Below are 25,355 nucleotides of genomic sequence, written 5' to 3' on the forward strand. Positions count from 1 at the left end.
TGGGTTTTTGCTTTTCTGCCGCCGGACTCTCCATCGAACTGCGTTCGATTATTCGCCGCCAGCGGCTCACCCCTTCGGGGCCGGCGCGACAGGCGTGCCGTTCAACGCCTCCGGCGTTAGTCCGAGTCCGGGCACCACTAATTAGAGAACCCAGCCTATGGCTGGGTTTTTGCTTTTCTGCCGCCGGACTCTCCATCGAACTGCGTTCGATTATTCGCCGCCAGCGGCTCACCCCTTCGGGGCCGGCGCGACAGGCGCGCCGTTCAACGCCTCCGGCGTTAGTCCGAGTCCGGGCACCACTAATTAGAGAACCCAGCCTATGGCTGGGTTTTTGCATTTCTGCAGCCGGACTCTCCATCGAACTACGTTCGATTATGTTTACGTCATGACATAACAATAAAAATGCCAATACTGCTCTTTCTTGCCGGCAAGAGGTGAAATAAACAATGGCGGAGATTAGCGTTATTTAGCAGAATCATTGCGCAAATTGTCATCGCCAAGGCCGCCAATAAACGGCAGACGTATACGTAACGGCGTGAAATCCAGCCCCACGTTCAGCCCCAGCAGGTTGAGTTCAAATCCCTCTTCAGCCCCCAGCGTAACACCAGCAATCCCCAGCACCGACACCTGTATCCCGCGTCCGGATGGCGGCAGGCCGATAGGATCCAGCAGCGAGCGAAAATCTTTCCCCACCGCGTTGGCGGGCATATCCAGCTTGAGTGCAGGCACCTCGCGCCCAATATGGGCAATAAAGGTGTTGCTGTTGGGCCCCGGCCAGGCGTGGTAGGTATTCGGCCAGGGATAAGAGGCAATGGCCGCGACAATCTGCGGAATCATGGCTTCGGCCTCTTGCCCCCGGTGTTCCACCAGCAAACGGGGCTTCGCACCGAACCAGTAGCCATCCGGTGGGTTGCGATTGCGACGCACCTTTTCCCCTCCTCCCCAGCTAATCACTTCATAACGGCTATATTCCGTCTCCCCGGCGCGTTTATAGATGATCCATGGATGTACCGCCACCACGCCTTTCCATCCCCAGGTCGGCGCAGCGTAGACCTGCACAATGGCCAGCCTGGCGTTTTGCTGCGGATCGGGCGCCAGCCCCGCAGAGTCACGACGAGCGGACCACCAGCCTTCCTGCGGTCGCTGCTCCCGCTGATGCATCGCCTGGGCCAGGCTGGCACCAAGGGAGAGCAGGATGATGCAAAGAAGACTCAGACAAACGATTTTTACGATCATGGCAGCCTGTATTCGAGGAGGAAACATCCATATGCGCGATTATTGTACTGATTGCGCTGCGCATCAAGGCAATTGGGCTGCGCTGCAGAGCGACGTTTCCGCAAAAAAACGCTGCCGGGGAGCTTTTCACCACAACGCCGCCCCGGCGCTGCTGGCTACATGGATTTTTTTACTTCATCCTTTTTTTTCATTGCCATCGCATCTCCGTGCTTTTTCTCCTTCTTCATCATGGTGCCTGGATGTTTATCCGCCTTCATCATCGAGCCGGAATGAGGGTCGGCTTTCATCATGGTGGTCGATGACGTTTCGCTCGTTGAATCTGCCGCATAGCTCACCGCCACGGAACCCATAGACCAGACGGCTGACAGTGCGAGAATAGCTAATTTTTTCATCCTGTTTTCCTCAGTTATTGTCGATATACCCGTGATACCATCACCGACTATCCGCCCCATCTGTTCCCCAAAGCCTCACGTAAGTTTAAATAAAATGTGATAGTTCAATCCCAGCAGAGGGAGTTGTGTAAGCTGCAGGAGTAGACGAGTAAACGGGAGTTAAATATGGCAGGCGTAAGCGCAAAAAAAGTCCTGATCGTCGAAGATGATGCCGATATTGCCGACCTTCTCGCTCTTCACCTGCGTGATGAGGGCTATGACGTTACCCATGCTGGCGACGGCAATAAGGGCGTCGCCCTGCTGGAAAACGGCGGCTGGGATGTGCTGATCCTCGACCTGATGCTCCCCGGTATCGATGGCCTGGAGATCTGCCGTCGGGCGCGTAATATGGCCCGCTACACGCCAGTCATTATTATCAGCGCCCGCGCCAGCGAAATACACCGCGTGCTTGGCCTGGAGCTGGGAGCCGATGACTATCTGGCAAAACCGTTTTCGATGCTGGAGCTGGTCGCCCGTATCAAGGCCCTGTTTCGCCGTCAGGAAGCGATGATCTCCGCCATAAGAATGGATGCCGGGGTGCTGCGCTTTGCCGGCCTGGTCATCGATCCGATCGCGCGTGAAGTGCATCTGGACCGCAAACCGATGGAACTTACGCCGCGCGAATTCGATCTGCTCTATTTTTTCGCTAAAAACCCCGGCAAAGTCTTCTCGCGCATGAGCCTGCTCAATCAGGTCTGGGGCTATCAGCATGAAGGCTACGAGCATACGGTCAATACGCACATTAACCGCCTGCGGATCAAGATAGAACGTAATCCGGCGGAGCCGGAGCGCCTGCTAACCGTCTGGGGAAGAGGGTATAAATTTTGTCCTGCGGTCGAAAGCGCAGCGTAAGAATCCAGCGATAAAAAATATCACTTCTCCCGACGACCGCCGATTCTCAGCCGACAAAGATCTTGCCCCGGAGGGCGAACTGGCGTTCGCCGGCCGCAGAGATCGAAACCGGCAGAGCGTCGACCTGAATGCCGCCGGAGAGGATGTCCCTCAGGAGGGAGCATCAATTCATGGCATATCCGCAAGAGCGGCAGTTTGTTTTTGCCGGTTATACAGACAGAGAGATTTCACCGTTTGCACCTTGCCTTTATCGACTCTTTTACCGGAAATAATAAGCGCCGAGTAGCCGACGTCATCACTAAAATCGATCCGCTGCCCGGCCACCTTTTTATGCGGCAGGTCGCTCTGCGCCAGGCAGGCGCGCTGGATGGCCTTATCAAATTCTTTCCACGCCGCCTCTGAGGAGGCGAATGCGCCCGCCGGCAGCAGTAATAGAGGAGCCAGGGCGATGAGTTGTAAGAGTTTCATAACGATATCTCCGATATAAGGGGGCACGTATCGGTGGCGTAAAGAGCGTGCCAACAATATAGCTCATCTTTTATTTCAACGGCCGCTGAGGTCGGATGATTTCGCCGTACTGCCTTTCGTCCCCTCTGCTGAGCATCTCTTTTTCAGACGTTAGTTCCAAACGGCGCCGCTATCGGACCGGCGATAACGCGGCAATTTGGATAACAGCGCGTGTTCCACGAAGAGTTCGTGGGCGGACGCGCTGGCGCGCTAAACAGAGGGCCGGCCTGTGGTTGGCTGCTTACCGCTGCGCGGCCGGGCTCGCGGCGCTACTGCACACATAGGTCGGCAGCGTGCCCAAAATAAAGAGATAGCTACCGTTCTGCAGTTCATGAATGCGCATATAGATGTTTTTTGCCGGATAGACGAAAAACAGGGGCTCATATTTTTCCAGCCAGCTATCCGGCACGCTATCGTCCGGAAATTTAATATTGTGCTCTGATATCAGATAGTAAGCGCTGCCCCTTCGCGTCACCATAAACGATATTTTGCGGTTAATGATTCTGCCAGGCTCCCCCTGCACGTGGCCGTTGATGCTGAGCGTACCGCTCTTCCCGTCCAGGATGTAGTTCATCCACAGAACGAGGGTCGTATCCTGATGATGCTGGACAAAACTCACCCGACAGGAAAACGGCGCAACATAATAGCGGCGCCACAAAAAATACCCCGCCAGCACGCTGCCGAGCAGCAGGCAAAAGCAGGACAGGTAAAGCACCTGACGATGATGGGCCATGCTAGCGATCCTCAATAAAATAGTCAGAAATGCAGCGGTTTGGCTCCTTCATTGACCGATCGCACCGAATGACGGAGGCGCGAGGCAGCCGGGCGTATCTGCCGATATACACCCACGGATAGTTGACGCAGCCATCTTTAAATTGCCCAACGTAGGCCAACGCCATCGCCCGCTCATCCTGCGCCTGGATGCTATTTGCCAAATAAACCCGGCACGCTCCCACCGTGCTCGCAAAGTAATAATCATCAATAAAAAGATTGCTCCGGGAAAAGCTGTGATTAATCACGCCTGCACCGCTGAATAACAAAACCACCAATAACGCTTTCGTCCACCAGCGCATACGCCGTGGTGAATAAACCGCTATTGTAGGCTGCGCGGTAGGTTCAGCCTGCGAAACGCTCGCTTCATCCGAACGCGCAGTATCATATTCATGGTCCTCTGACGCTTGCCGCGGAACCTCTTTAATCGTTATCGTCGTTTCGCTGGCCAGCGTTAATCCAATACGCGGAATTGTAACGATCGGATCGTTCTGGAAGCCTATTTTTCTCAACCCTTTGCGTAAAACCGAAATATTCTGGTAATAGGTATTAGGCGAAACCAGCATCCCTCGCCTTTGCCAGACGATATCCATACACTCCTGCTGAGTCACAATAGTGCCGGCCCGCTCTATTAATAATAATAAGCAGCGCCCCGCCGGTGAATTGAGTACCACCACACGATCCGGATTGCTGAGATCGCGCAGCGTGCCGTCCACGGGATGAAACTCAACTATTTCATTGATAATATAATGCTTGTGCATACAATCGGCGAAAAATCTCCGGTGAAAGCATGTCGGAAGTGCCCAAGTCTTATCACCATATGGATGAGAAGAGAGGGATCCATCTCCTTTCTGAGGGGGTAATATGGCCGATAAATTTGGTGCTGTATATCACAACCGCTGGCGAAACATCTTATTTTCCTGTCATTTCTCTGCAGGTTAACTGAAGTACAATAAACGCTAACCCGCTATTCATCCTTTTCTCAGCCGCCGCCCGACGGGCGCGAACGTCCTTATCTTATCTTTTCTTAAGTCCTTCTTATCTTCACTCAACCGGCGAACAAATACCTGCCTGCAGGCCTCTCCTCACGCCCTGACCGTTCGCTCCTGCGCCTTGCCTGGCGTAGAAAAATGCCAACAACAGGCTGATGTGAAAAGAAAAAAAGAAGATATCACATGGCTCAATACGCGCCTGAAGCCTTAAAAAAAAGCGATAATAAGCAGTACAAAAAACCGGCCGTCTCCGGGAATTGAGGACAGTTCGTCCGCAGTTAAGCCAATATCGATTGGCGAACGGCCTCACCGGACGGCCGCGCGTTCTGCAATTAATATAACTTAAGATTAATTGAGATTACCTTCTCATCTCCCGAGGTATAGTAGTTCTACAAAGTGAAAGGCTTAATTGCTTCGAAAATACAGGAATACAGGTTGATACCTGTCATACGCATACAGGCTGACCTCCTTACTATTATAAATCGAGGGAATAACATGGCGAATAAGCTTGAACTACAGCAACATTTGAATGTTGCGTTAATCGGCGGAGATCGTTTCGCACGCGGCGGCATCACCGCCTTATTGCAAGGAATGTATGCTGATATTCAAATCACAACATCGATAAATGATTACCAGCACCTTGACGATCTTTTAGCAATGACCCAAATTGACGTTATTTTTATCTCCGGGATAGAGAAACACCATACTGGCATGGATTGTCTGGCGTATATAAAAACGATTAAAGCCAGCTACCCGCAGGTGCTTATATACATGTATTCCGCAGCGGTGAATTCATCACTGTGGGTCCACGGCGATATTGATGTCTATATTTCACTACAGGACCCACTTTATCGCTGGCGCAACTGTTTATTTAAAATAGCGGAAAACCGCGCTCAGCCGAAAAAGAAATCAATGGCACTTTCGCTAACACCAGGGGAATGGAGGGTATTGAAGAAACTGAGAAATGGACTGGATATACGTTATATCGCAGAAATAGAGAAGCTTTCATACCGCCGTGTCAGCGCGTTAAAAAGCTCAGCAATAAGAAAACTCGGGCTCAGGAATAAAACAGATTTACTGGTGTTTTTAACCAGCTAGAACTGCTGCCTTCAGGGTCAATCTCGTCATAATAAAACTATGGAATCAGAAAAATGAAAGCTTACTTAAACAACAAAACTCTGCTGGCGCTGGGCATTGCGGCGCTGCTGCCTGCGGGCTCCTCTCTGGCCGCCACCGCCAGCGGCGGCACCGTAAACTTCAGCGGTAGCGTCGTAACCTCGGCCTGCGCCATCAGCGCCAACAGCAGCAATATTGACGTCGACCTGGGTGAAGTTCGTACCGCCACGCTGGCTGCGGCAGGCAGCGAAGCCAACACGGCAAAAGCCTTCACCATCACCCTTGAAGATTGCGAAATCGCCGATACCTCCGCCGGCACCGAAGAAGATCCGATCCCGGCGACAACGGTTGCCGTCACCTTCACCGGCACCCCGGATAGCACCGATGCCGATGGCCTGGCCGTTGGCTCAAACGGCAGCAGCGCCTCGGCGCAAAACGTCGCAATTCGCCTGTATGACGAACAGGGCAACGTCGTAAGACTGGGCGAGTCCGCCGCACCCGTCGAGCTGCGCAGCGGCTCGAACACCCTGAACTTCAGCGCCAAATACTACTCCCCGCAGGGCAACGCCACGGCTGGCGATGCCAGCGCTGTCGCCACCTACACCGTCACCTATTCGTAATCCTCTGGCCCGGCCGCGTTGCCGGGCCAGGCCCAACCTTCAGGAGAGAGACGCTATGCGCTCATTTACATGGATTTGTCTGCTCGGCTCGCTGTGGTCATCCGTAGCCTGCGCCGGCGGCGTGGGGCTGGGCGCAACGCGAATGGTCTACCTCGGCAGCGCCAACCAGTCGATGCTGCAGGTCAGAAATACGCATCCCGACGCCTCATTCCTCATTCAGTCATGGGTCGAGGATGAGAACGATCGGCGCTCCAACGATTTCGTCATTACGCCGCCGCTGTATGTTTTAAAACCGGCCACCGAAAGCGTAGTGAAAATTATGTTTAGCGGTAAATCCCTGCCGCAGGACCGGGAAACGCTGTACTGGATTACGGTCAAAGCTATTCCGCAGCAGTCCAAAAGCGCCGCCAGCAATTCGCTGCAGTTTGCCTCGGCCAACCGCATTAAAGTTTTTTATCGCCCGGAGGGGCTGCAAAGCGGCGCCAGCGAGGGCTGGAAAAAAATAACCGCCGACTACCGTGCGGGCAAAATTACGCTCAATAACCCAACGCCCTATTACCTCACCACCATCAATTTAAAAGTCGATGGCAAGCCGGTGCAGCCGACGATGGTCCCGCCAAAAGCAAGCGTCACCCTGGGCGGATCGTTCAGTCAGGCAGGCACTTTTAGCTATCAGACCATCAATGATTACGGCGCATGGACCCCTGCCGTCAGCCTGTCGTTGAACCGGAAATAAAATAAGAAAGGTGCGATCGCGTGAAAGCAAGAATCGTCTGTGCCCTGATGATCTGCCATGCCGTTCGGTATGTCTCTGCCGCAGAGAACGATTTGCAATTTAACCCTGCGTTCCTCAACGGCGAAAGTGGAAATATTGCCGACCTCTCATGGGTCAATGCCGGGAGCGCCTTACCGCCGGGCGAATACAACATTAACGTTTATATCAATAAAAATTACGCCTTCACCGGAAACGTCGAATTCAGCGTTGATAAAAATGCGGCCCAGGAGGACGCCCAGCCCTGCGTCACGCCGCAGCAAATTGCCGCCCTCGGCATTGATAGCCGCCTCGCCGCGGAAGAGCTGCTGCCGCTGACCCGGCAATGCTATTTTTTGAATCACGCGTTCCCCGGCGCCAGCTTTGACTTCGACCAGAAGACGCTGACGCTCAATCTCAGCCTGCCGCAGAGCTATATGCGGAATCTTCCGCGTGGCTACGTCAGCCCTGAGAGCTGGGAGGCCGGGATCCCTGCCGCGTGGCTGAACTATGTCGTTAACGGCGCCAACAATGAGTACCGGGGCGACAAGCGCACCCGAGCCCGGCAGCTATTCGTTAGCCTGAACAGCGGCGTGAACCTGGGCGCCTGGCGCCTGCGCGATTACACGACCTGGACCAAAGATGCGAATACGCTTAGCCACGTCCAGACCTGGCTGCAGCGGGATATCCCCGCCCTGGGAGCGCAGGCGTACGCCGGGGAAACCTACACCTCCGCTCAGGTTTTTGACTCCGTTGGCCTGCGCGGCCTCGCGCTGAAAACCGATGATAATATGCTGCCTGCCAGCCTGAACGGCTATGCGCCGGAGGTTCGCGGTATCGCCCGCAGCAGCGCGACCGTTACCGTCCAGCAGAACGGCAACACCATTTATCAAACCAGCGTCCCCGCCGGGGAGTTCATGCTGAAAGATCTCTACCCCACCTCCTCCGGCGGCGATTTGCAGGTGACGATTGAGGAGAGCGACGGCAGCAAAACGCAATATACCGTGCCGTTTGCCAGCGTGCCGAACCTGGTGCGCAGCGGGCAGATAAAATACGCCCTCGGCGCCGGGAAGCTTCGCGCCGTCGGCAGCCAGAACACCCCGACGTTTGCCCAGGGAGAGCTGTTTTTCGGCTGGGAATACGGCCTCACCTTTTATGGCGGCGCGCAGCTTGCAGAGCGCTACAGCGGGCTCGCGCTGGGCGTAGGACAAAATCTCGGGCGCTTTGGCGCCTACTCCGTCGATGTGACCCACGCGCGCAGCGTGCTGGCCGACGATCGGCCCCACTCCGGAGACTCCGTGCGCCTGCGATACAGCAAGCGGCTGAACGATATCGGCACGCGCTTTAACTTCTACTCCCTGCGCTACTCGACGCAGGGGTTCTATACCCTCAGCGATACCGCCTATAAGGGGATGACGGGCGGCACGGCAAAGCAGGTCACCGGGGCAGACGGCGCCGTCACCACCAGCTATGAAAACCTGTATAACCTGCATATGTCGCGCAAGGCCAAAAATCAGCTGCTGCTGTCGCAGCCAATGGGCAGATTTGGCTCGCTTTCGCTGTCGTGGGATCGGCAAACCTACTGGCGCACCGCTAACAGAACGCAGAGCATGCAGTTTGCGTGGAACGCGATGGTCCGCAACGTCTCCGTCGGCGTGAGCGTTCAGCGCAGCACCAGCCTGTACGATAGCCATAAAGATAACATCGTGGCGATGTCGCTTTCCGTGCCGTTCGGCAACCCGCAGCAGGCTACCCGGGCGCGTTTTACCACCACCCGTGCGGACTCAACGGGCGCCACCGGCAGCGCGGGCGTCAGCGGCTACGTCCCCGGACAGGAGAGCCTGTTCTATAGCGTCAATCAGCGCTACGGCGCGCAGCAGCGCTACGGCGGCGATGCCGCGCTGCAGTATGCGGGCCAGCGGGGCGATTACAGCCTCGGCTACAGCTACTCCAGCGACTCCCGCAACCTCAGCTACGGCATGAGCGGCGGCGCGGTGCTGCATGAAGATGGCCTGACCCTCAGCCAGCCGCTGGGGAACACCAATATCCTGGTCAAAGCGCCGGGGGCCGGTAGCGTGGCGGTGCTTAATCACAAAGGCATCAAAACCGATAGCCGCGGCTATGCCGTCATTCCGTACGCCACGCCGTATCGCGTCAACCAGGTCGCGCTGGACGTCACTACCGCCGGAAACGACGTTGAGCTGGAGAACGCTATCGTCAGTAAAACGCCGACCGATGGCGCGCTGGTGCGCGCAACCATCGTCACCCGCCGCGGCGCGAAGGCCCTGTTCACCATCGGCTACCGCAACGAGGCGCTGCCGTTTGGCACCGTCGTCACGCTCGCCGATGAGCAGGCCAGCGGCATCGTGGGGGACGGTGGCAGCCTTTATCTCGCCGGCCTGCCGGCGGAAGGCACGCTCAGCGCCGTCTGGGGACAGGGCAGCGACAAAAAGTGCGTCATTAAATATCGCCTCAACCCGCAGGATTACAGCGCCCGCACGGGCCTTTATTCACAGGAGGCACAATGTCAGTAGCCGTCCGCCTATCCGGCATCGCCCTGCTTACGGCCCTCGTCACCCCGGCCCTCGGCTATGACGTGCTGGTCTCCGTTACCGGCAACCTGATCGGCAATACCTGCGTGGTTGCCGCCGATTCAGTAGAGCAAACCGTCCCGCTGGGCGCCATCGGCATAAAGCAGTTTCGCGCGCCGGGGGCGGTCAGCAATATCAAACGGGCCTTCACCCTAACGCTGGAAGAGTGCGGCCCGACCTTTGTCGGCGTGAAGATCCGCTTTAGCGGCACGCCGGATGAACGCAACCCGCAGCTGATTAAGACGGACGACGGCGGAGCGAGCGGCGTGGCGGTGCAAATCCTCGATAAAGACGGGGAGCTGATTCCGCTGGAGGCCCAAACGACGGCCTACGGCACCTCGGGAGATGAACGCGTGCAGATGACATTTTATGCCCGGCTGGCGGCCAACGGCGCCGCCGTCAGCGCCGGAGACGTTTCCGCCATTGCCACCTGGACTACGGAGTATCAATAATGCGTTTCTTACTGCTTGCCTGCTGGCTGTGCGTCAGCGCGAAGGTTTTGGCCCTCGACTGGATATCCGACATTACGCTCTCACCCCAGGCGATGGACTACACCGGCCCCGCGGACTCCGTTATGCCGGGAAATATTATCGGCTCAGCGTGGAGCGCCACGGCCAGCGTGCAGCAGGTGTTCTGGTGCGGATACATATTCGTCTGCACCAAAGGAACCCTCGAACCCGGCAGCAGCGCCGTGTCGGCAGGAGTATCCGTCAACGTTGATGGCGTAAACTATAGCGTTTTTGAAACCGGCATCCCCGGCATCGGCTATATCCTCGGCCTGAAGGATTTTAACGGCACAACCTACGTGCCGCTGCAAACCGGCGTGACCCAAAGCTACCCCGCCGATGGCACCAACGGCATGGCTTTTGATTTAGGCTGGTCGGCAAAATTGACGTACGTTAAAACGGATAACGCGCTGAAGTCGGGCGTATACCACCTCCCTGCCATCAGCGCCGCGATCCTGACCGCCTATAATAATGAGACCAAAACGGCACAGGTGATCATCAACCCGACGACCGTCACGGTGACGGCCAGCGGCTGTACGGTGAGCACCAAAAGCGCCAGCATCGATCTCGGCGCGCCGGATATGCGTACGCTGCCCACCGTCGGCAGCACCTCCCCGTCGGGCTCGTTTAACGTCAGCCTGACCTGCGACGAGCAGGTAGCGCTGTATGCGGTAATGACCGATCAGACCACGCCAACGAACGACTCCTCCGTGGTAACCCTGACCAGCGACTCCACCGCCTCCGGCATCGGCGTACAGTTCTTTTATAACGGCAGCGGCCCGCTGATGATGGGGCCGGACAGCTCCGCAGCGGGCACCGCAAACCAGTTCTTTATCCAGACCACCACGGCGACCCAAATCCTGTCGCTGCCGTTCCAGGCGCAGTACGTCCGCACCGGTGAGCTGGTGCCGGGCAGCGCCAACGCCCTCGCGAGCATTACCTTTTCCTATCAGTAACGCCGCCGCGTCCTCTTATTTCGACACGTCGGCGGCGAAATACTCGTTGGAGATCTGCTGCCAGGTACCGTCGGATTTAATGCCCGCCAGCGCCGTATTGATCGCCTGACGCAGATCCGGATTCCCCTTGCGGATCAATACCGCCTCCTGTTCGGTATCGGCCCGTTCGGCGACAATTTTTACCGGGGCGTCGGGTTTATGCTTTTTGAAATCGAGGAATGAGAGGTTGCTGTTGATGGTCGCATCCGCCCGTCCCTGCGACACCAGCGCAATGGACTGGTCAAAGCCGTCGGTGCCCACCACCTCCGCGCCATTTTCACGGGCAATCTGCGCATAGTTACTGGTCAGGGTATGCGCCGATTTCTTGCCTTTTAAATCGGCAAAGGTATGAATATCGGTGTTTTTATCATTGACGATCAGCACGGCTTTCGGGGAAATGTAGGGATCGGAGAAGTCATACTTCGCCTCCCTCTCGGGCGTGATGGACACCTGGTTTATCACCGCGTCGTAGCGCTTAGCGTCCAGGCCGGCCACCAGGCCATCCCACTTACCTTCAACGAACTCGGCCTTTACGCCAATCCGTTTGGCAATTTCACGCGCGATATCAACGTCAAAACCCACCAGCTTCCCCGCGCTATTGTGGTAGGTAAACGGGGGGAAGGTTCCTTCGGTGCCGACCTTAAACACGCCGGCCGTTTTAATCTTTGCGAGGTCGTCCTGCGCGGCCGCCGCATGCGCCACGCCCAGCTGAATAGCAGTAGCCAGTAGTGCCGTCATCAATACTTTCATCATTAACTCCTTAATCTGCTATGCCGTGTTGTTGTTTTAAATTTCCCAGGAATCGGGAAACGTTTCGGTTAAGGTGGAAATAAAAAGCTGGGTCCGCGTCTTTCTCGCGCGGGTAAAAATATCCCGCGAGCTGCCGCACTCAATAATCTGCCCGGACTCAAGAAACACCACCTGGCTGGCGATACTGGCGGCCAGGCGCAGATCGTGCGTGGCCATCAGCATGGTGGTCCCCTCCTGTGCCAGCTGACGCAAAACCGCAATCACCTCCAGCGACAGCTCGGGATCCAGCGCCGAAGTTGGCTCATCGCAGAGCAGAACCTTGGGTGAAGGCGCCAGCGCCCGGGCAATCGCCACCCGCTGCTGCTGGCCGCCGGACAGCATCGCCGGCCAGGCATGACGCTTATGCAGCAGCCCCACCTTCGCCAGCAGCGCCTCGGCGCGGGCCCTCGCCCGTTCAACGGGCCATTTCTGCACCACAATCAGCCCCGTCATAATGTTTTCGAGTACCGACAGGTGGGGGAACAGCTGAAAACTCTGGAAAACCATTCCGGTCTGCTGGCACATACGGCGGATATCCTTTCTTTTCGGCGCGGCATCCGCCGAGAAGGTAATATTCTCCTGACCAATGGTTAATTTCCCGGCCTGGGGCAGCTCAAGCAGGTTAATACAGCGTAATAGCGTGCTTTTGCCGCTTCCCGATGGCCCAATAAGCGCGGTAACGCTCCCTTCGGTAATATTTAAAGAAATATCCTGCAGGACCTGTTGCCCGGCAAAACTTTTCTCAAGCCCGGACAGGGTTATCATTATTATGCTCCTTGCCTGAGGTGTTTTTTTCTAACCGGGCCTCGAGCCTCGATTGCAGATACGACAGCACCGAGCTGATTAATAAATAGATAAGGGCGGCTTCGGTATAGAGTATTAAGGGTTGATAGGTCACGGCGGCAATTCTCTGGGCCGCTAAAAATAGCTCCGGTACGGTAATAACCGACGCCAGCGAGGTATCTTTCACCAGCGAAATAAAAGTATTCGATAACGGCGGCACGGCCACCCGCGCGGCCTGCGGCAAAATAATATGGCGCAGCGACTGCCACCAGTTCATGCCGATCGAGTGCGCGGCCTCCCACTGCCCCTTAGCCACGGAAAGCAGCGTTGCCCGGATAACCTCGGAAGTGAAGGCCCCGACGTTCAGCGTAAAGCCGATCACCGCCGCGGGAAAAGCGTCGAGGGTAATGCCGACTCCCGGCAGCGCGTAAAAAATCAGAAACAGCTGCACCAGCAGCGGCGTGCCGCGGATAACCCAGACGTAGAAACGCACCAGCAACCGCAGCGGTCGCGGCCCGTACAGCCTGATAAGCGCCACGATAAACCCCAGCCCGAGGCCGAGGGCAAACGAAATTAACGTAATGGGGATAGTAAAAACCAGCCCGGCATACAGCATCGGCCAGAATGAACTTATCGCTAGTGATATAAATTCAGGCACATCTCACCTTTTCTTCCAGCGCCTCATTAATAAGCCCGGACGTAATTGCAAATCACTCTAATTGAATAAAAGGTTATCATGCGCCCGAGCCCAGACGTATCTATCAAAAACGGCATTGAATAGCCGGCTTTGTTATTTGTTTTCGGCCAACAGCTATGCATCGGCAGAGTATATCGCGCACGCCATCCTGATATTTTCGGCTATGTTTTTTTTAACCATTCTTTGCTGAAAAACGCATTTGCGTCGGCGTAAAAAGGTATTAATTGCTGAAAATTACGCCAAAAACTCTCTTTTTCAGATATCAATACACCCAGGCGGCTAACAACCTTTCCCTCCGGATGGCTAAATAGCATCTTATATTCCATTTTGCTCTTATGAGCGGTTAAATATTCTTTAATTTGCCAAATTCACAGACCTACCATTCGTCATCTCGATACGAATGGGTAAATAGTCATGTCACTCTTTCATTCTGTTAGCGATCTTATCGGCCACACGCCCCTGCTCCAGCTGCACAAGCTGGAAACCGGCCCCTGTAGCCTGTTCCTCAAGCTGGAAAACCAAAACCCCGGCGGTTCTATTAAGGATCGCGTCGCGCTGTCGATGATTAACGAGGCCGAGCGCCTCGGCAAGCTGCAGCCCGGCGGCACGATTATTGAAGCCACCGCCGGCAATACCGGGCTCGGCCTGGCGCTCATTGCGGCGCAAAAGAACTACCGCCTGATCCTCGTCGTCCCCGACAAAATGAGCCGCGAGAAGATATTTCATCTGCGGGCGCTGGGGGCAACGGTGCTGCTCACCCGCTCCGACGTGAATAAAGGCCACCCGGCCTACTATCAGGATTACGCCCGTCGCCTGGCGGAGGAGACGCCGGGAGCATTCTATATCGATCAGTTTAATAACGAGGCCAATCCGCTGGCGCATATCAGCACCACCGCGCCAGAAATCTTCGCCCAGCTCGACGGCGATATCGACGCTATCGTCGTTGGCGTCGGCTCCGGCGGAACCCTCGGCGGGCTGCAGGCGTGGTTTGCCGAACACTCGCCGAAAACGGAGTTTATTCTTGCCGATCCGGCGGGATCGATCCTCGCCGATCGGGTAGAAACCGGCCGCTCCGGCGAGGCGGGATCGTGGCTGGTCGAGGGGATTGGCGAAGATTTTGTCCCGCCTCTGGCCCATCTCGACGGCGTTCATACCGCCTATCGCGTCACCGACGGGGAGGCGTTTGCCACCGCGCGGACGCTGCTGCAGACCGAGGGTATTCTTGCCGGCTCTTCAACGGGCACGCTGCTGCACGCCGCCCTGCGCTACTGTCAGGCGCAGACGACCGCCAAACGCGTGGTGACTTTCGCCTGCGACAGCGGCAACAAGTACCTGTCGAAAATGTTCAACGACGACTGGATGCGCCAGCAGGGGCTGCTGACCCGCCCCTCACGCGGCGATTTAACCGATTTTATCGCCCTGCGTCATGACGAAGACGCCACCGTCACCGCCGCGCCGGACGACACGCTGGCCGCCATCCTGGCGCGCATGCGCCTGTATGACATCTCCCAGCTGCCGGTGCTGGAAAACGGCCGCGTCGTTGGCATCGTCGATGAGTGGGATTTGATTAGCCACGTCGAGGGCGACAGCCAGCGCTTTGCGCTGCCGGTCAGAGAGGCCATGACCCGCAACGTCGAAACCCTCGATAAACGCGCGCCGGAAAGCGCGCTAAAAGCCATTTTCGATCGCGGCCTGGTAGCCGTCATCGCCGATAACGATCGTTTTCTCGGCCTGATCACCCGCAGCGACGTGCTGACCACCTGGCGTAACCGACTCGAACACTAAGGATCGTCCATGAAAAATTTAAATACATTAAGCGTACACGGCGGCACCTTTAACGATGCGCACGGCGCCGTGATGCCGCCCATTTATGCCACCTCCACCTTCGCACAGCCGGCCCCCGGGCAGCATACCGGCTATGAATATTCGCGCAGCGGTAACCCTACCCGCCACGCGCTGGAAACGGCGATTGCCGAACTGGAGAGCGGCTCCCGCGGCTACGCCTTTGCTTCCGGGCTGGCGGCGATTTCCACGGTGCTTGAGCTGCTGGATAAAGACAGCCACCTGGTGGCCGTCGACGACGTGTACGGCGGCACCTGGCGGCTGATCGAAAACGTCCGCCGCCGCAGCGCCGGCCTGCAGGTCAGCTGGGTCAAACCAGACGACCTGGCGGCGATTGAGGCGGCCATCAGGCCGGATACGCGGATGATTTGGGTTGAAACGCCGACGAATCCGCTGCTCAAGCTGGCGGACCTCAGCGCCATCGCGGCGATCGCCCGGCGGCACAATCTCATCAGCGTCACCGATAACACCTTCGCCTCGCCGGCCATTCATCGTCCCCTCGAGCTGGGCTTTGATATCGTCGTGCACTCGGCGACAAAATATCTCAACGGCCATTCCGACGTGGTGGCGGGCCTCGCGGTAGTCGGCGACAACCGCGAACTGGCGGAGCGGCTGGGGTATCTGCAAAACGCGGTAGGCGGCGTGCTCGACCCCTTCAGCAGCTTTTTGACGCTGCGCGGCATTCGCACCCTCGCGCTGCGCATGGAACGCCACAGCAGCAACGCGCTGGCGCTCGCCGAGTGGCTGGAGCAGCAGCCGCAGGTGGAAAAGGTGTGGTTCCCGTGGCTGGCGTCGCACCCGCATCATCAGCTGGCACGCAGGCAGATGGCGCTGCCCGGCGGGATGATTTCGCTGGTGGTGAAAGGCGACGATGGCTACGCAGAGCAGGTTATCGGCAGGCTGCGCCTGTTTACGCTGGCGGAGAGCCTCGGCGGCGTGGAGAGCCTGGTCAGCCAGCCGTTTAGCATGACCCACGCTTCCATTCCGCTCGAGCAGCGGCTGGCAAACGGCATTACGCCCCAGCTCATTCGCCTCTCCGTTGGCATTGAGGACGCGCAGGATCTGATTGCCGACTGGCAGCAGGCGCTGCGGGCATAAACAAAAAACCCGCCTGTCGGCGGGTTTGACTTTTGGCACGCCGGCCGCACGCCATCGCGCTTAGCTAAACAGCTTGCCCTTAAGCAGGTTCATGCCTTCAGACAGCAGATCCTGCTGCGCAGGCGCTTCGCCCTGCGGAGATAAGCCATCGACAATTTTCGGCAGATACTCGGTGATAAGCGCCGAGGCGGTCTGCGGGTCGATCCCGAGCCTGGCCCCGAGATCCTGCAGCGCGGACGATCCGAACACCGAGGTGACCTGGTCACTGGAGACCGGAATATTGCCCTGCTGGCCGATCCAGGATTCAACGATCTCACCCAGGCCGCCGCTGCGGAATTTTTCGAGGATCCCCTGAACGCCCCCCTGCTGCTGGATCCAGGCCATGATGGCCTGCAGCTGCTCGGCTTTACCGGCCTGGCCGCCGAGCATACCGCCAATTTGATCAAGTAGTCCCATTACCGACTCCGTAACAATAGAGCGTGCATAACGCCGATTTTCCCGCCTTACTTATTCGGGATAATCAGCACCTGTCCCGGATAGATCTTGTCGGGATGCTTTAACATCGGCTTGTTGGCTTCAAAGATCCGCTGATAGTCATTCGCCGATCCGTACACGGTTTTAGAAATAGCACTCAGCGTGTCGCCGGATTTCACGGTGTAGTAGCGGCTCTCGGCGCCGCTCTGCGTGACGCTCACGTTGTCGCTGACCTGGGCAATGCCGGTGACGTTACCCACCGCCACCATAATTTTTTCCTTATCTTCCTGCGAGCCGACGTCGCCGGTGACCGTCGCGGTGCCGTCTTCGGCCACGGTGATGCTGACCTTATCCGCGCCGGGGAGATTAAGCCCATCGATATGCTTTTTCAGCTTATCGGCCTGGCTCTCTTTGTCCCCGCCCGAAACGGCATCCCAGATTTTCTCGCCCGCTTCTTTCACAAAACTCAATAAACTCATACCAATCTCCTTTTAGCAGAAGTGATCTATGAAGAACGTTCATCAGACCAGACCAGATAATAATAGTTCATAAATGGCGCCCGACCTCGGTCAGCGCGTGCTCGACAAACCGGGTCAGCTTCGGCAACGGGCGAAGATCCTGACGCCAGAGCAGATGCACCGGGCGCGGTTCGGGGGTATAGGTCTCAAGCACGCGGACCAGTTTTCCGCTGGCAAGATCCTCCCCCAGCAGCACTTCCGGCTGCAGCAGCAGGCCGGCTCCGGCGATGGCCGCCATCCTCAGGCCGTAGCCGTCGTTGCAGCGGAGGACAGCATCGCGCCGCCAGCGCACCTCTTGCGTGACGCCCGGCAGCTTCCACTCGTTGCGCGCGGTCCACACCGTATGGGAGAGGCAGAGATGGCCGGCAAGGTCGGCCGGCGTGAGCGGCATGCCGTGGCGGCTAAGATAAGCAGGGGCGGCGCAAATCACCATCCGGTAGGCGCAGAGATATTTCGCCACCAGGTCGGTTTGGTGAATATCGCCAATGCGGACAGCCAGATCGAACCCTTCATCCACCAGATCGACCAGCCGGTTGGTCAGGTCGAGCTCCACGCGCACGTCCGGCCACTGCTGTAAGAAGGTGGCGGTCAGCGGCGCCATAACGCAGGCGCCAAATGAGGTCGGCGCGCTGATGCGCAGCGTCCCTGCGGGCGCCAGCCGCAGTCGCTCCACCGAGCTTTCGGCGATTGAGACCTGCTCCAGAACGCGTTTCGCCTCTTCATAGTAGACTCGCCCGGCGTCGGTGAGGCTCTGGCGGCGGGTGTTGCGCTCAAGCAGGCGCGTCGCCAGCCGGCGTTCGATGAGGGCGATATATTTGCCCACCATCACCGCCGACATCTCCAGGTGCGATGCCGCCTCGGTAAAACTGCCGTGCTCCACCACGGCGATGAACGTTTCCATTCCGCGCAGCTTATCCATATTGCGAACCTCTGGTTAGTAATCATCTAACTTTTTGCCAGTTTATCCGATATCCATTTCATTAAAGAATAGAGGCTCACAACTTATCAGGAGTCAGCCATGAAAATCGTCGTTATTGGTGCCAGCGGTACCGTGGGCCGCGCGGTCACCGCAGAGCTCAGTCGTCAGCATGAAGTCATTCACGTCGGTCGGTCTCAGGGCGACCATCAGGTTGATATCACCTCTCAGCAAAGCGTCCAGGCGCTGTTTGAAAAAATTGGCCGGGTTGATGCGATTGTCTCGGCGAGCGGAAGCCTGTTCTTTGGCCCGCTGGCCACCATGACCGACGACAATTTCAACCAGGGCCTTCAGGACAAGCTGCTGGGGCAAATCCGCCTGGCGCTCACCGGCCAGCACTATTTGAACGACGGCGGCTCCATCACCCTTATCAGCGGCATCGTGGCGCATGAGCCGATTGCCCAGGGCGTTAACGCCACGACGGTTAACGCCGGCCTCGAGGGCTTCGTCCGCGCCGCTGCCTGCGAGCTGCCGCGCGGGATCCGCATCAACCTGATCAGCCCCACGGTGCTGACCGAATCAGCCGCCGCCTATGACGGGTTCTTCCCGGGCTTTATCAGCGTCCCGGCCGCCACGGTGGCCCAGGCGTACCGCCGCAGCGTGGAGGGCGTCCAGAGCGGTCGGATATACACCGTCGGCTACTGATAATTCGTCCGTCGCTAATAACCCGCCACGCTGGCGGGTTATTATTTATCTCTGCAAAGGCTATTTCTTCGCCATTCATCTGCTCAGCGCCAGCGCCACGTGTTTTAAATATTGATCCATCGCACACTCTTAATAAATGAATTTTATTGTGAACAACCTCGCATATTTAATTTACGCACCGCAGACGACCGCGGCCAGCAGCGACGGTCAATCCCATGATTTATCTCAGATTAGATCAAATATCTTTCGGAGCTATCGTCATTATTTGGCGAATTAAAGCTGCTTTTATATTCCCTACAATAAATACGCCTTTGCTTTTATTGCAGACCCTCAATCATTCCACGCCGCATCCGCCTGCTCGCAGAATTATCTGGCTTAAATTAGCCGCCCAGATTGTTAAATATAAAAAAAGCAGGGCCGCAGCATAAACGTCTAAAAACAAGCGGGAGATGGCCAACCGTTAACCACAATCAGGCCCAGGGTCCCGGGTAAAGCACTTTTTTTATATCGACGTTCGACATTTTTAATAATTTCCAAAATGATACGAGATTGTGAGAATAGTAAACGAAATGTTATGATGAGTAGATTAGCTGTACTCCTCATTGGAATATCAATCTAACGCTGATTTATACCCATGATGCTTCAGGCGACTTCGCTGTTGGCTGCGTTCGCTCAGCTAGCGGCCTGCTGTTGCCTGAATTATTCACGGTATAGACCCACAGTGATGAGAGAGCACCATGACTAAACATCAACCTGTCAACGTTGAAAATCTCGAAAGCAATACCATCAGACCTATCCCTCTTAATATGCGACACGGCAAACCGGGCGATCTGTTTACCATCTGGTTTGGTTCTAACATCATGCTATTAACCGTTATCACCGGAGCGATGTCGGTCACTATTTTTCATCTCTCTTTTTTCTGGTCTGTCGTTGCGCTGTTTATCGGTAGTCTGGTCGGCGGGCTGTTCATGGCCCTACATTCTGCACAGGGTCCAAAGCTCGGCGTGCCGCAAATGGTGCAAACCAAGGGCCAGTTTGGCTCCTATGGTTCGGTGCTGGTGGTGTCCATTGTCGTATTAATGTATATCGGCTTTACCGCCTCCAGTCTGGTATTAGGCGGGCAGTCCATGCACGCCATCTATAAGCCGATGAACTCCGACGTAGGGATTATTATCGTCGGCGCCCTGAGTCTGTTTGCCACTATTTTTGGCTATAAGATCATCCACTCCTACGCCAGAATTATGTCGTGGATATCCGGGATTGTGCTGGCCGCAACCTTTGTGTGGATCGTCTTTGTCCACGGGCTGCCGGTCGATTTTCTCGATCGCGGCGGTTTCAACAAGGTTGGGTTCCTCGGCGCGGTCTCGATTGCCGCACTGTGGCAGCTGGCCTACGCGCCCTATGTCTCTGACTACTCACGCTATATGCCTTACAGCACCAACGATAAAAGCGTCTTTTACGCCAGCTACTTTGGCTGCATATTAGGCTCTTATCTGCCGATGGTTCTCGGGGTGCTGGTGGCAACCAGCATTGGCAATGATGATATTATTCAGGGCATTATTGACCTCACCGGCGGCTTCGGCGCGGTGGTTATCGTGGTGCTGGCGCTGGGGATTGCCGCCACAAACTCGATGATGCTGTACTGCGGCGTCCTCTGTACGCTGACCCTGGGCCAGACCTTTATTGACGGCTGGTCGCCGATGGCCCGCGCAAGGATAATTACCGCTATCCTCACCATGCTCCTTGAAATAGCGCTGGCGATCTATGGTCAGGAAAACTTCCTGTTAATCTATACCAACTTTATTACCGTCCTGCTGTATGTCCTGGTGCCGTGGACGGCAATTAACCTGGTGGATTATTACCTGGTTGCGCACGGCGAATATGATGTCGACTCCTTCTTTAAGCGCGACGGCGGAATATATGGCTACTTTAATGCTACCGCCATCTTCTGCTATTTGTTGGGGATATTAGTTGAGGTGCCGTTTATGTCGACGGCGATTTATACCGGCCCGATTGCAACCGCATTTGGCGGGGCTGATTTATCATGGATTGTTGGTCTGCTGGTGGTCTCACCGGTCTATTACACCCTCTCTAAAGCCAAGGCGGTGAAGAGTATCGCCCTGGTGAAAGAGAAAGTTTAGCGCTTCGCTTTCTTTCCCCTAAATAAGTCGAGCTGCAGGCAGGCGCCAGGTGAAGGCGCCGGCCATGCGGCTTGAGGGATGACGGGAATATCAGTACGCATTGCTGACTCCGGATAAACTATCCGGAGTTTTTTTTATCTCTGGACGGCGACGAAGCAGGGCGCGGTGCAGCGCAGGAACAGGAAGAAGGTGGCAAAGGAGCAGGTCGGGGGGAGAGATAAAAAAAACGCGCCTTAATGCCGGCGCGTAAAAGGTTAAGCCAGCGCCATCCAGCGGCGCAGATTACCCAGCATCGTCAGGCACTTCTCCAGCTGAGCGAGGGCAATAAACTCATCCGCCTTATGCCCTTGATCCATACTACCTGGCCCGCAGATCAGCGTGGCTACGCCGGCTTCATCGAACAGGCCACCCTCGGTACCAAAGGCCACGGTGGAAAACGCCTCGCTTTGCGCCCACTGCGCCAGCCAGCCGGCAAACTCCGACTGCGGGTCGCTGAGCAGGCCAGGATAGCGGCTGAGCGGGCTAAAGGTAATATCCGCCTGCGGCGCCACCGCCCGCATCGACGTCAGCAGCTCGCCTGCAGCGTAGCCGTGCAGCTCGGCGAGGGTCGGCTCGAGCGAGACCTCCGGCAGATGGCGAATTTCAAAATCAAACTGGCAGCTTTCCGGCACGATATTGAGCGCCGCCCCGCCGTGAATCACCCCAACCTGCAGCGTGCTGTAAGGCGGGTCAAAGCGGCTATCCCGGGTCTGTGCCAGCGTTTCACCGAGCGTACCTAAACGGGTAATCAGCTTTGCCGCATACTCGATGGCGTTGACGCCGTGGGGCGCGTAGGCCGAGTGGCAGGCCTTGCCCTGCACCGTACAGCGCATGGCCAGCTTGCCCTTATGGCCGTAGACCGGACGCATCTCCGTAGGCTCGCCGATGATGCACAGCGCCGGCTTGTCCCTGGAGGCTTTAAGATGGTCCACCAGGCTGCGTACGCCAAGGCAGCCGACCTCCTCATCGTAGGAAAAGGCCAGATGCAGCGGCATGCGTAAAGGTTGGGAGAGAAAGTCGGGAACGGCGGCCAGCACGCAGGCGATAAAGCCTTTCATATCGGTGCTGCCGCGGCCGTAGCAGAGGTCGTCGCGCAGGGTGAGTTCAAACGGGGGCACCGTCCAGCGCTGCCCGTCAACCGGGACTACGTCGGTGTGGCCCGAGAGCATCACGCCCCCCGGCCCCTGCGGGCCAAAGCGGGCGTAGAGGTTGGCTTTTTTGCCTTCCTCATCAAAGAAAAGCCGCGTGGCAATGCCAAAACCGCGGAGATACTCATCGATATAGTTAATCAGCTGCAGATTAGATTCGCGGCTGGTGGTGTCGAATGCCAGCAGCGTCGCAAGGATCCGTTTCAGGTCACTATTCATCACCCGGTACTCCGTAACTGGGGGCCTCCCGCGGGTCGAGCGCGCGCGTAATATAGGCCTGCATCTGCGGCTCATACGCCAGCCACAGCGCGGTAAGCTCGCCAATCGGATCCTGTTCGTGCCAGTCAACCCGCAGGTCAACCAGCGGCCAGGAGTAATCATCCACGACTTTTACCGCCGCAGAGTGCACCGGCCCGGCCTCGCCGCCGAGGGCCAGCCCCGCCTGGAGAGCGGCCAGCAGGCGCATCGCCATCTCCCCTTCGGCCTGCTGGAATTCGGCAACCATCGCCTCAACCACCGCGGTGCTGGCGAGCATATTGCCGCCGGCGATACAGTTTACCCCTTCGGCAACGTGATAGATGCCGAGGGTTTTATCGCCGCTAAACGAGGCCGTTTCCCCGCTGGCGTTGATGGCGATAATCTGCCGATAGCGGCTGAAATCATCCTCCGCCAGCGCCTTACGCAGCGCCTTTTCCGGCGCCAGCCCCTGCTCCAGCTGCGAGAGCGTCAGCTGGCCGAGGGCAGGCAGGGTAATATTCTGGCTGGAGACCGCGCCGACTCCCGCCTGCAGCCACGGGCAGCGGGCGCCGACGGCAATGCTGGAGGAGCTTATGGCGATGCCAAACTGCCCGGTTTCCGGGCAGAATGCCGCGATAGAAAACGTCATGGCGGCTCCTTATTTCACATAGCCATCGGGGATCACGGCGATCACGTCAATTTCCATCAGCCACTGCGGCTGCGCCAGGCCTGAGATAACCAGCCCGGTGGAGATGGGAAACACGCCCTTCAGCCACTTGCCCACTTCCTGATAGACCGGCTCGCGATAGCGCGGGTCGATAATATAGGTGGTGGTTTTCACAATATGCGAAAGGTCGCTTCCGGCCTCTTCCAGCAGCTGCTTGACGTTTTTCATCGCCTGCTCGGCCTGAGCCTGCGGGTCGCCCAGCCCCACCAGATTGCCTTCAAAATCCGTGCCCACCTGGCCGCGGACGTAGACGGTATTACCGGCGCGTACGGCCTGGCATAAATCGTTGTCCAGGGTCTGATTGGGATAGGTCTCTTTGGTGTTAAACATGCGAATACGGGTATGTGTCGGCATCATTGTTATCCTGATTAAGAGCTACAGTTCAGCGCTGACCGGCATCCCGGTACTGGCTGTATTTCCGCTGGGTCGCGATATGGTCGGCGATGTGCTTCGCGTCGTGCCAAACGCCCCAGATAAAGGTCGAACCCCGGCGTGACAGCCACGGCAGGCCGAGGAAATAGACCCCCGGCTCGCTGGAGACGCCGCGCTGGTGCTGAGGGCGATTCTGCGCGTTAAAGGCGTTAACGTTGAGCCAGCCATAGTCCACGGCGTAGCCGGTCGCCCAGATGATGCTCGTCACGCCGGCCTGCGCCAGGTCCAGAGAGAGGATCGGCGACGTCATGCACGCCGGGTCGGCTAAGAATTCACGCGCCGCGGGCTCCGGCGGCAAATCGAGGCCGTTGGCCGCAACGTAGGCGTCAGCGGCGTCCAGCAGCGAGAGGTAGTTTTCATCGCCGCGGCGGATGTTGTCGCACAGATCCGGCTGGAAGGTCGCGACGCCGGATTCAAACGCCTTCGTCAGCCCGACCAGGGTGATGCCGCGCTGCGCCAGCTCGCGAAAATCCACCGTCCGCCCGCCGTGGGCGCCGCTCACCGCGATGGTGACGTGCTCTTTCCCCGGCTCGCTGGCGGGAGCATCCCACAGGCCCAGCACCCCCAGCCACCAGCAGAAATCCCGGTTGCGGTAGGCGCGCGGCGGCCGGTCGTGGGCGCCAACGGAGAGATAGACCTGGCGACCCGCGCGCTGGAGCTCATCGGCAATCTGCACGCCGGAGGAGCCGGCGCCAACCACCAGCACCGCGCCGGCGGGCAGCTGCTCAGGGTTGTAGTATTTGGCGGAATGGATCTGATGAATGTCGCCCTCTTTCGGCGCAATCGGCGGAATAACCGGCTTCTGGAACGGCCCGGTCGCGGCAACGATGCGCTGCGCTTCGATCACCCCATCCGTGGTTTCAACGGTAAATCCGGGACGTCCGCTGTTGCGAACCGCGCTTTTTACCTCCACGCCGGTACGCACCGGCAGGGAGAATTTCCTGACGTAATCTTCAAAGTACTGCGCCACATCGTCCTTGGGAATAAAGCTATCCGGCTGGCCGCCTTTAAACTCCATTCCCGGGAAGCGGTCGTGCCACGCCGGGCCGTTCGCCACCAGCGAATCCCAGCGCCCGGTACGCCAGGCCTCAGCAATACGGTTTTTCTCGATAACCAGATGCGAGATCCCCAGCTGGGTCAGATGCTCACTCATGGCAATACCGGCCTGACCCCCGCCAACAATCAGCGTATCAATTTGTGCTTTTTCTACGGTCATAAATGTGTCCTTCGAATGGAGTTCAATCGCCAGGAATAAACCACTGCGCAGGACCGAGGTTAATAAACAGTAACAAACAGGTAAATTATTATAAATTTAGAACCTGAGAATAAAATAGTGATGCAGAGTGCAGCACCTTGAATCTACAAGGTAAAGCGGGTTTTAGCGGAAAATATTCGCCGGATAATTTTGTGCTTAGCGCTTATTTAGCAACGCGGCGGGAGG

Annotated in this window: 26 protein-coding genes; 11 read left to right on the forward strand and 15 right to left on the reverse strand. The window is 57.1% G+C overall.

The genetic code is table 11. The annotated features are described in order from the left end of the window. Positions 1-462: 462 nt before the first annotated feature. Together M2416_RS18245 and M2416_RS18250 are read right to left on the reverse strand one after the other, a co-directional pair. Entirely contained in the window at positions 463-1,236 is a 774-nt protein-coding gene (locus M2416_RS18245) for a DUF3750 domain-containing protein (RefSeq protein ID WP_259226275.1), read from the reverse strand. Between the two features lie 155 nt (positions 1,237-1,391). Then, positions 1,392-1,628, reverse strand: coding sequence for a hypothetical protein (locus M2416_RS18250; RefSeq protein ID WP_259226276.1), 237 nt, complete (start codon positions 1,626-1,628; stop codon positions 1,392-1,394). A 165-nt stretch (positions 1,629-1,793) separates the two neighbouring features. On the opposite strand from M2416_RS18250, the gene M2416_RS18255 reads away from it, so the two are divergent. Continuing rightward, positions 1,794-2,519: a response regulator transcription factor gene (locus M2416_RS18255; RefSeq protein ID WP_259226277.1), complete on the forward strand. Its 726-nt coding sequence runs from the start codon at positions 1,794-1,796 to the stop codon at positions 2,517-2,519. 168 nt (positions 2,520-2,687) lie between these two features. Here M2416_RS18255 and M2416_RS18260 read toward each other — a convergent pair whose 3' ends face one another. From M2416_RS18260 to M2416_RS18270, 3 genes are all read right to left on the reverse strand, one after another. After that, positions 2,688-2,987: a hypothetical protein gene (locus M2416_RS18260; RefSeq protein ID WP_041147224.1), complete on the reverse strand. Its 300-nt coding sequence runs from the start codon at positions 2,985-2,987 to the stop codon at positions 2,688-2,690. A gap of 280 nt (positions 2,988-3,267) precedes the next feature. Beyond that, positions 3,268-3,759: a hypothetical protein gene (locus M2416_RS18265; RefSeq protein WP_076946658.1), complete on the reverse strand. Its 492-nt coding sequence runs from the start codon at positions 3,757-3,759 to the stop codon at positions 3,268-3,270. A gap of 1 nt (position 3,760) precedes the next feature. Next, the gene (locus tag M2416_RS18270; protein ID WP_041147226.1) at positions 3,761-4,558 is read right to left on the reverse strand and encodes a winged helix-turn-helix domain-containing protein; all 798 of its coding nucleotides are present in this window, start codon (positions 4,556-4,558) and stop codon (positions 3,761-3,763) included. Positions 4,559-5,284: 726 nt separating this feature from the next. Here M2416_RS18270 and M2416_RS18275 point away from each other — a divergent pair. From M2416_RS18275 to M2416_RS18300, 6 genes are read left to right on the forward strand one after another with little or no spacing between them, the layout of a single operon-like run. Then, positions 5,285-5,887, forward strand: a complete 603-nt coding sequence (locus tag M2416_RS18275) for a helix-turn-helix domain-containing protein (RefSeq protein WP_076946692.1) — start codon at positions 5,285-5,287, stop codon at positions 5,885-5,887. A 53-nt stretch (positions 5,888-5,940) separates the two neighbouring features. After that, positions 5,941-6,525 (forward strand): fimbrial protein, encoded by a 585-nt coding sequence (locus tag M2416_RS18280; protein ID WP_041147227.1) that lies wholly within the window; start codon positions 5,941-5,943, stop codon positions 6,523-6,525. A 55-nt stretch (positions 6,526-6,580) separates the two neighbouring features. Continuing rightward, positions 6,581-7,261 carry a fimbrial biogenesis chaperone gene (locus M2416_RS18285; RefSeq protein WP_259226278.1) on the forward strand — a complete coding sequence of 227 codons (681 nt, stop codon included), beginning with the start codon at positions 6,581-6,583 and terminating at the stop codon, positions 7,259-7,261. Positions 7,262-7,281: 20 nt separating this feature from the next. Continuing rightward, a complete protein-coding gene (locus M2416_RS18290; RefSeq protein ID WP_259226279.1) occupies positions 7,282-9,810 on the forward strand; it encodes a fimbria/pilus outer membrane usher protein in 2,529 nt (842 codons plus the stop codon). Then, entirely contained in the window at positions 9,801-10,319 is a 519-nt protein-coding gene (locus tag M2416_RS18295; RefSeq protein WP_259226280.1) for a fimbrial protein, read from the forward strand. The genes M2416_RS18290 and M2416_RS18295 overlap by 10 nt, the downstream gene beginning before the upstream one ends. Beyond that, positions 10,319-11,329, forward strand: coding sequence for a fimbrial protein (locus tag M2416_RS18300; RefSeq protein ID WP_076946654.1), 1,011 nt, complete (start codon positions 10,319-10,321; stop codon positions 11,327-11,329). Before M2416_RS18295 ends, M2416_RS18300 begins: the two co-directional genes overlap by 1 nt. 15 nt (positions 11,330-11,344) lie before the next feature. Here the strand turns inward: M2416_RS18300 and M2416_RS18305 are convergent, their stop codons facing one another. Genes M2416_RS18305 through M2416_RS18315 form a run of 3 tightly spaced genes read right to left on the reverse strand, consistent with a single transcriptional unit; the run spans position 11,345 to position 13,556 of the window. Continuing rightward, positions 11,345-12,118 carry an amino acid ABC transporter substrate-binding protein gene (locus tag M2416_RS18305; RefSeq protein ID WP_076946653.1) on the reverse strand — a complete coding sequence of 258 codons (774 nt, stop codon included), beginning with the start codon at positions 12,116-12,118 and terminating at the stop codon, positions 11,345-11,347. A gap of 36 nt (positions 12,119-12,154) precedes the next feature. Beyond that, positions 12,155-12,922, reverse strand: coding sequence for an amino acid ABC transporter ATP-binding protein (locus M2416_RS18310; protein WP_259226281.1), 768 nt, complete (start codon positions 12,920-12,922; stop codon positions 12,155-12,157). Continuing rightward, positions 12,900-13,556 carry an amino acid ABC transporter permease gene (locus M2416_RS18315; protein WP_052474600.1) on the reverse strand — a complete coding sequence of 219 codons (657 nt, stop codon included), beginning with the start codon at positions 13,554-13,556 and terminating at the stop codon, positions 12,900-12,902. The genes M2416_RS18310 and M2416_RS18315 overlap by 23 nt, the downstream gene beginning before the upstream one ends. Positions 13,557-14,045: 489 nt before the next feature. Here M2416_RS18315 and M2416_RS18320 point away from each other — a divergent pair, with 489 nt between their 5' ends. Next, positions 14,046-15,422, forward strand: a complete 1,377-nt coding sequence (locus M2416_RS18320) for a pyridoxal-phosphate dependent enzyme (RefSeq protein ID WP_166793791.1) — start codon at positions 14,046-14,048, stop codon at positions 15,420-15,422. A gap of 9 nt (positions 15,423-15,431) precedes the next feature. After that, positions 15,432-16,577, forward strand: a complete 1,146-nt coding sequence (locus M2416_RS18325) for a trans-sulfuration enzyme family protein (RefSeq protein WP_076946651.1) — start codon at positions 15,432-15,434, stop codon at positions 16,575-16,577. Positions 16,578-16,637: 60 nt separating this feature from the next. On the opposite strand, the gene M2416_RS18330 is transcribed toward M2416_RS18325, so the two are convergent. The 3 genes from M2416_RS18330 to M2416_RS18340 form a co-directional block, all read right to left on the reverse strand. Further along, positions 16,638-17,033 carry a YidB family protein gene (locus M2416_RS18330; RefSeq protein ID WP_076946650.1) on the reverse strand — a complete coding sequence of 132 codons (396 nt, stop codon included), beginning with the start codon at positions 17,031-17,033 and terminating at the stop codon, positions 16,638-16,640. 47 nt (positions 17,034-17,080) lie between these two features. Continuing rightward, complete coding sequence (gene lysM / locus M2416_RS18335; protein ID WP_041147238.1) at positions 17,081-17,530, reverse strand: peptidoglycan-binding protein LysM; 450 nt, start codon at positions 17,528-17,530, stop codon at positions 17,081-17,083. 67 nt (positions 17,531-17,597) lie between these two features. After that, the gene (locus M2416_RS18340) at positions 17,598-18,488 is read right to left on the reverse strand and encodes a LysR family transcriptional regulator (RefSeq protein WP_076946649.1); all 891 of its coding nucleotides are present in this window, start codon (positions 18,486-18,488) and stop codon (positions 17,598-17,600) included. A 99-nt stretch (positions 18,489-18,587) separates the two neighbouring features. Between M2416_RS18340 and M2416_RS18345 the strand changes: the two genes are divergently transcribed. Together M2416_RS18345 and M2416_RS18350 are read left to right on the forward strand one after the other, a co-directional pair. Next, the gene (locus M2416_RS18345) at positions 18,588-19,190 is read left to right on the forward strand and encodes a short chain dehydrogenase (protein ID WP_259226282.1); all 603 of its coding nucleotides are present in this window, start codon (positions 18,588-18,590) and stop codon (positions 19,188-19,190) included. Between the two features lie 737 nt (positions 19,191-19,927). Further along, positions 19,928-21,331: a purine-cytosine permease family protein gene (locus M2416_RS18350; protein WP_076946648.1), complete on the forward strand. Its 1,404-nt coding sequence runs from the start codon at positions 19,928-19,930 to the stop codon at positions 21,329-21,331. Between the two features lie 254 nt (positions 21,332-21,585). On the opposite strand, the gene argE is transcribed toward M2416_RS18350, so the two are convergent. Genes argE through M2416_RS18370 form a run of 4 tightly spaced genes read right to left on the reverse strand, consistent with a single transcriptional unit; the run spans position 21,586 to position 25,130 of the window. Beyond that, the gene (gene argE, locus M2416_RS18355; RefSeq protein WP_076946647.1) at positions 21,586-22,737 is read right to left on the reverse strand and encodes an acetylornithine deacetylase; all 1,152 of its coding nucleotides are present in this window, start codon (positions 22,735-22,737) and stop codon (positions 21,586-21,588) included. Next, a complete protein-coding gene (locus tag M2416_RS18360; protein ID WP_076946646.1) occupies positions 22,730-23,404 on the reverse strand; it encodes a DUF1028 domain-containing protein in 675 nt (224 codons plus the stop codon). The genes argE and M2416_RS18360 overlap by 8 nt, the downstream gene beginning before the upstream one ends. 9 nt (positions 23,405-23,413) lie before the next feature. Next, positions 23,414-23,836: a RidA family protein gene (locus M2416_RS18365; RefSeq protein WP_041147244.1), complete on the reverse strand. Its 423-nt coding sequence runs from the start codon at positions 23,834-23,836 to the stop codon at positions 23,414-23,416. A gap of 28 nt (positions 23,837-23,864) precedes the next feature. Continuing rightward, on the reverse strand, positions 23,865-25,130 hold the full coding sequence (locus M2416_RS18370) for a flavin-containing monooxygenase (protein WP_259226283.1): 1,266 nt from the start codon (positions 25,128-25,130) through the stop codon (positions 23,865-23,867). Between the last annotated feature and the right edge of the window lie 225 nt (positions 25,131-25,355).

Origin of the sequence: Klebsiella sp. BIGb0132, assembly GCF_024810075.1 — a bacterium.
Taxonomy (GTDB): Bacteria; Pseudomonadota; Gammaproteobacteria; order Enterobacterales; family Enterobacteriaceae; genus Klebsiella; species Klebsiella terrigena.

What these genes read in the sequence shown, in the direction of transcription:
- M2416_RS18245 (WP_259226275.1), bottom strand. Translation starts at nt 1,236, where the DNA reads ATGATCGTAAAAATCGTTTGTCTGAGTCTTCTTTGCATCATCCTGCTC.
- M2416_RS18250 (WP_259226276.1), bottom strand. Translation starts at nt 1,628, where the DNA reads ATGAAAAAATTAGCTATTCTCGCACTGTCAGCCGTCTGGTCTATGGGT.
- M2416_RS18255 (WP_259226277.1), top strand. Translation starts at nt 1,794, where the DNA reads ATGGCAGGCGTAAGCGCAAAAAAAGTCCTGATCGTCGAAGATGATGCC.
- M2416_RS18260 (WP_041147224.1), bottom strand. Translation starts at nt 2,987, where the DNA reads ATGAAACTCTTACAACTCATCGCCCTGGCTCCTCTATTACTGCTGCCG.
- M2416_RS18265 (WP_076946658.1), bottom strand. Translation starts at nt 3,759, where the DNA reads ATGGCCCATCATCGTCAGGTGCTTTACCTGTCCTGCTTTTGCCTGCTG.
- M2416_RS18270 (WP_041147226.1), bottom strand. Translation starts at nt 4,558, where the DNA reads ATGCACAAGCATTATATTATCAATGAAATAGTTGAGTTTCATCCCGTG.
- M2416_RS18275 (WP_076946692.1), top strand. Translation starts at nt 5,285, where the DNA reads ATGGCGAATAAGCTTGAACTACAGCAACATTTGAATGTTGCGTTAATC.
- M2416_RS18280 (WP_041147227.1), top strand. Translation starts at nt 5,941, where the DNA reads ATGAAAGCTTACTTAAACAACAAAACTCTGCTGGCGCTGGGCATTGCG.
- M2416_RS18285 (WP_259226278.1), top strand. Translation starts at nt 6,581, where the DNA reads ATGCGCTCATTTACATGGATTTGTCTGCTCGGCTCGCTGTGGTCATCC.
- M2416_RS18295 (WP_259226280.1), top strand. Translation starts at nt 9,801, where the DNA reads ATGTCAGTAGCCGTCCGCCTATCCGGCATCGCCCTGCTTACGGCCCTC.
- M2416_RS18300 (WP_076946654.1), top strand. Translation starts at nt 10,319, where the DNA reads ATGCGTTTCTTACTGCTTGCCTGCTGGCTGTGCGTCAGCGCGAAGGTT.
- M2416_RS18305 (WP_076946653.1), bottom strand. Translation starts at nt 12,118, where the DNA reads ATGAAAGTATTGATGACGGCACTACTGGCTACTGCTATTCAGCTGGGC.
- M2416_RS18310 (WP_259226281.1), bottom strand. Translation starts at nt 12,922, where the DNA reads ATGATAACCCTGTCCGGGCTTGAGAAAAGTTTTGCCGGGCAACAGGTC.
- M2416_RS18315 (WP_052474600.1), bottom strand. Translation starts at nt 13,556, where the DNA reads ATGCTGTATGCCGGGCTGGTTTTTACTATCCCCATTACGTTAATTTCG.
- M2416_RS18325 (WP_076946651.1), top strand. Translation starts at nt 15,432, where the DNA reads ATGAAAAATTTAAATACATTAAGCGTACACGGCGGCACCTTTAACGAT.
- M2416_RS18330 (WP_076946650.1), bottom strand. Translation starts at nt 17,033, where the DNA reads ATGGGACTACTTGATCAAATTGGCGGTATGCTCGGCGGCCAGGCCGGT.
- lysM (WP_041147238.1), bottom strand. Translation starts at nt 17,530, where the DNA reads ATGAGTTTATTGAGTTTTGTGAAAGAAGCGGGCGAGAAAATCTGGGAT.
- M2416_RS18340 (WP_076946649.1), bottom strand. Translation starts at nt 18,488, where the DNA reads ATGGATAAGCTGCGCGGAATGGAAACGTTCATCGCCGTGGTGGAGCAC.
- M2416_RS18345 (WP_259226282.1), top strand. Translation starts at nt 18,588, where the DNA reads ATGAAAATCGTCGTTATTGGTGCCAGCGGTACCGTGGGCCGCGCGGTC.
- M2416_RS18350 (WP_076946648.1), top strand. Translation starts at nt 19,928, where the DNA reads ATGACTAAACATCAACCTGTCAACGTTGAAAATCTCGAAAGCAATACC.
- argE (WP_076946647.1), bottom strand. Translation starts at nt 22,737, where the DNA reads ATGAATAGTGACCTGAAACGGATCCTTGCGACGCTGCTGGCATTCGAC.
- M2416_RS18360 (WP_076946646.1), bottom strand. Translation starts at nt 23,404, where the DNA reads ATGACGTTTTCTATCGCGGCATTCTGCCCGGAAACCGGGCAGTTTGGC.
- M2416_RS18365 (WP_041147244.1), bottom strand. Translation starts at nt 23,836, where the DNA reads ATGCCGACACATACCCGTATTCGCATGTTTAACACCAAAGAGACCTAT.
- M2416_RS18370 (WP_259226283.1), bottom strand. Translation starts at nt 25,130, where the DNA reads ATGACCGTAGAAAAAGCACAAATTGATACGCTGATTGTTGGCGGGGGT.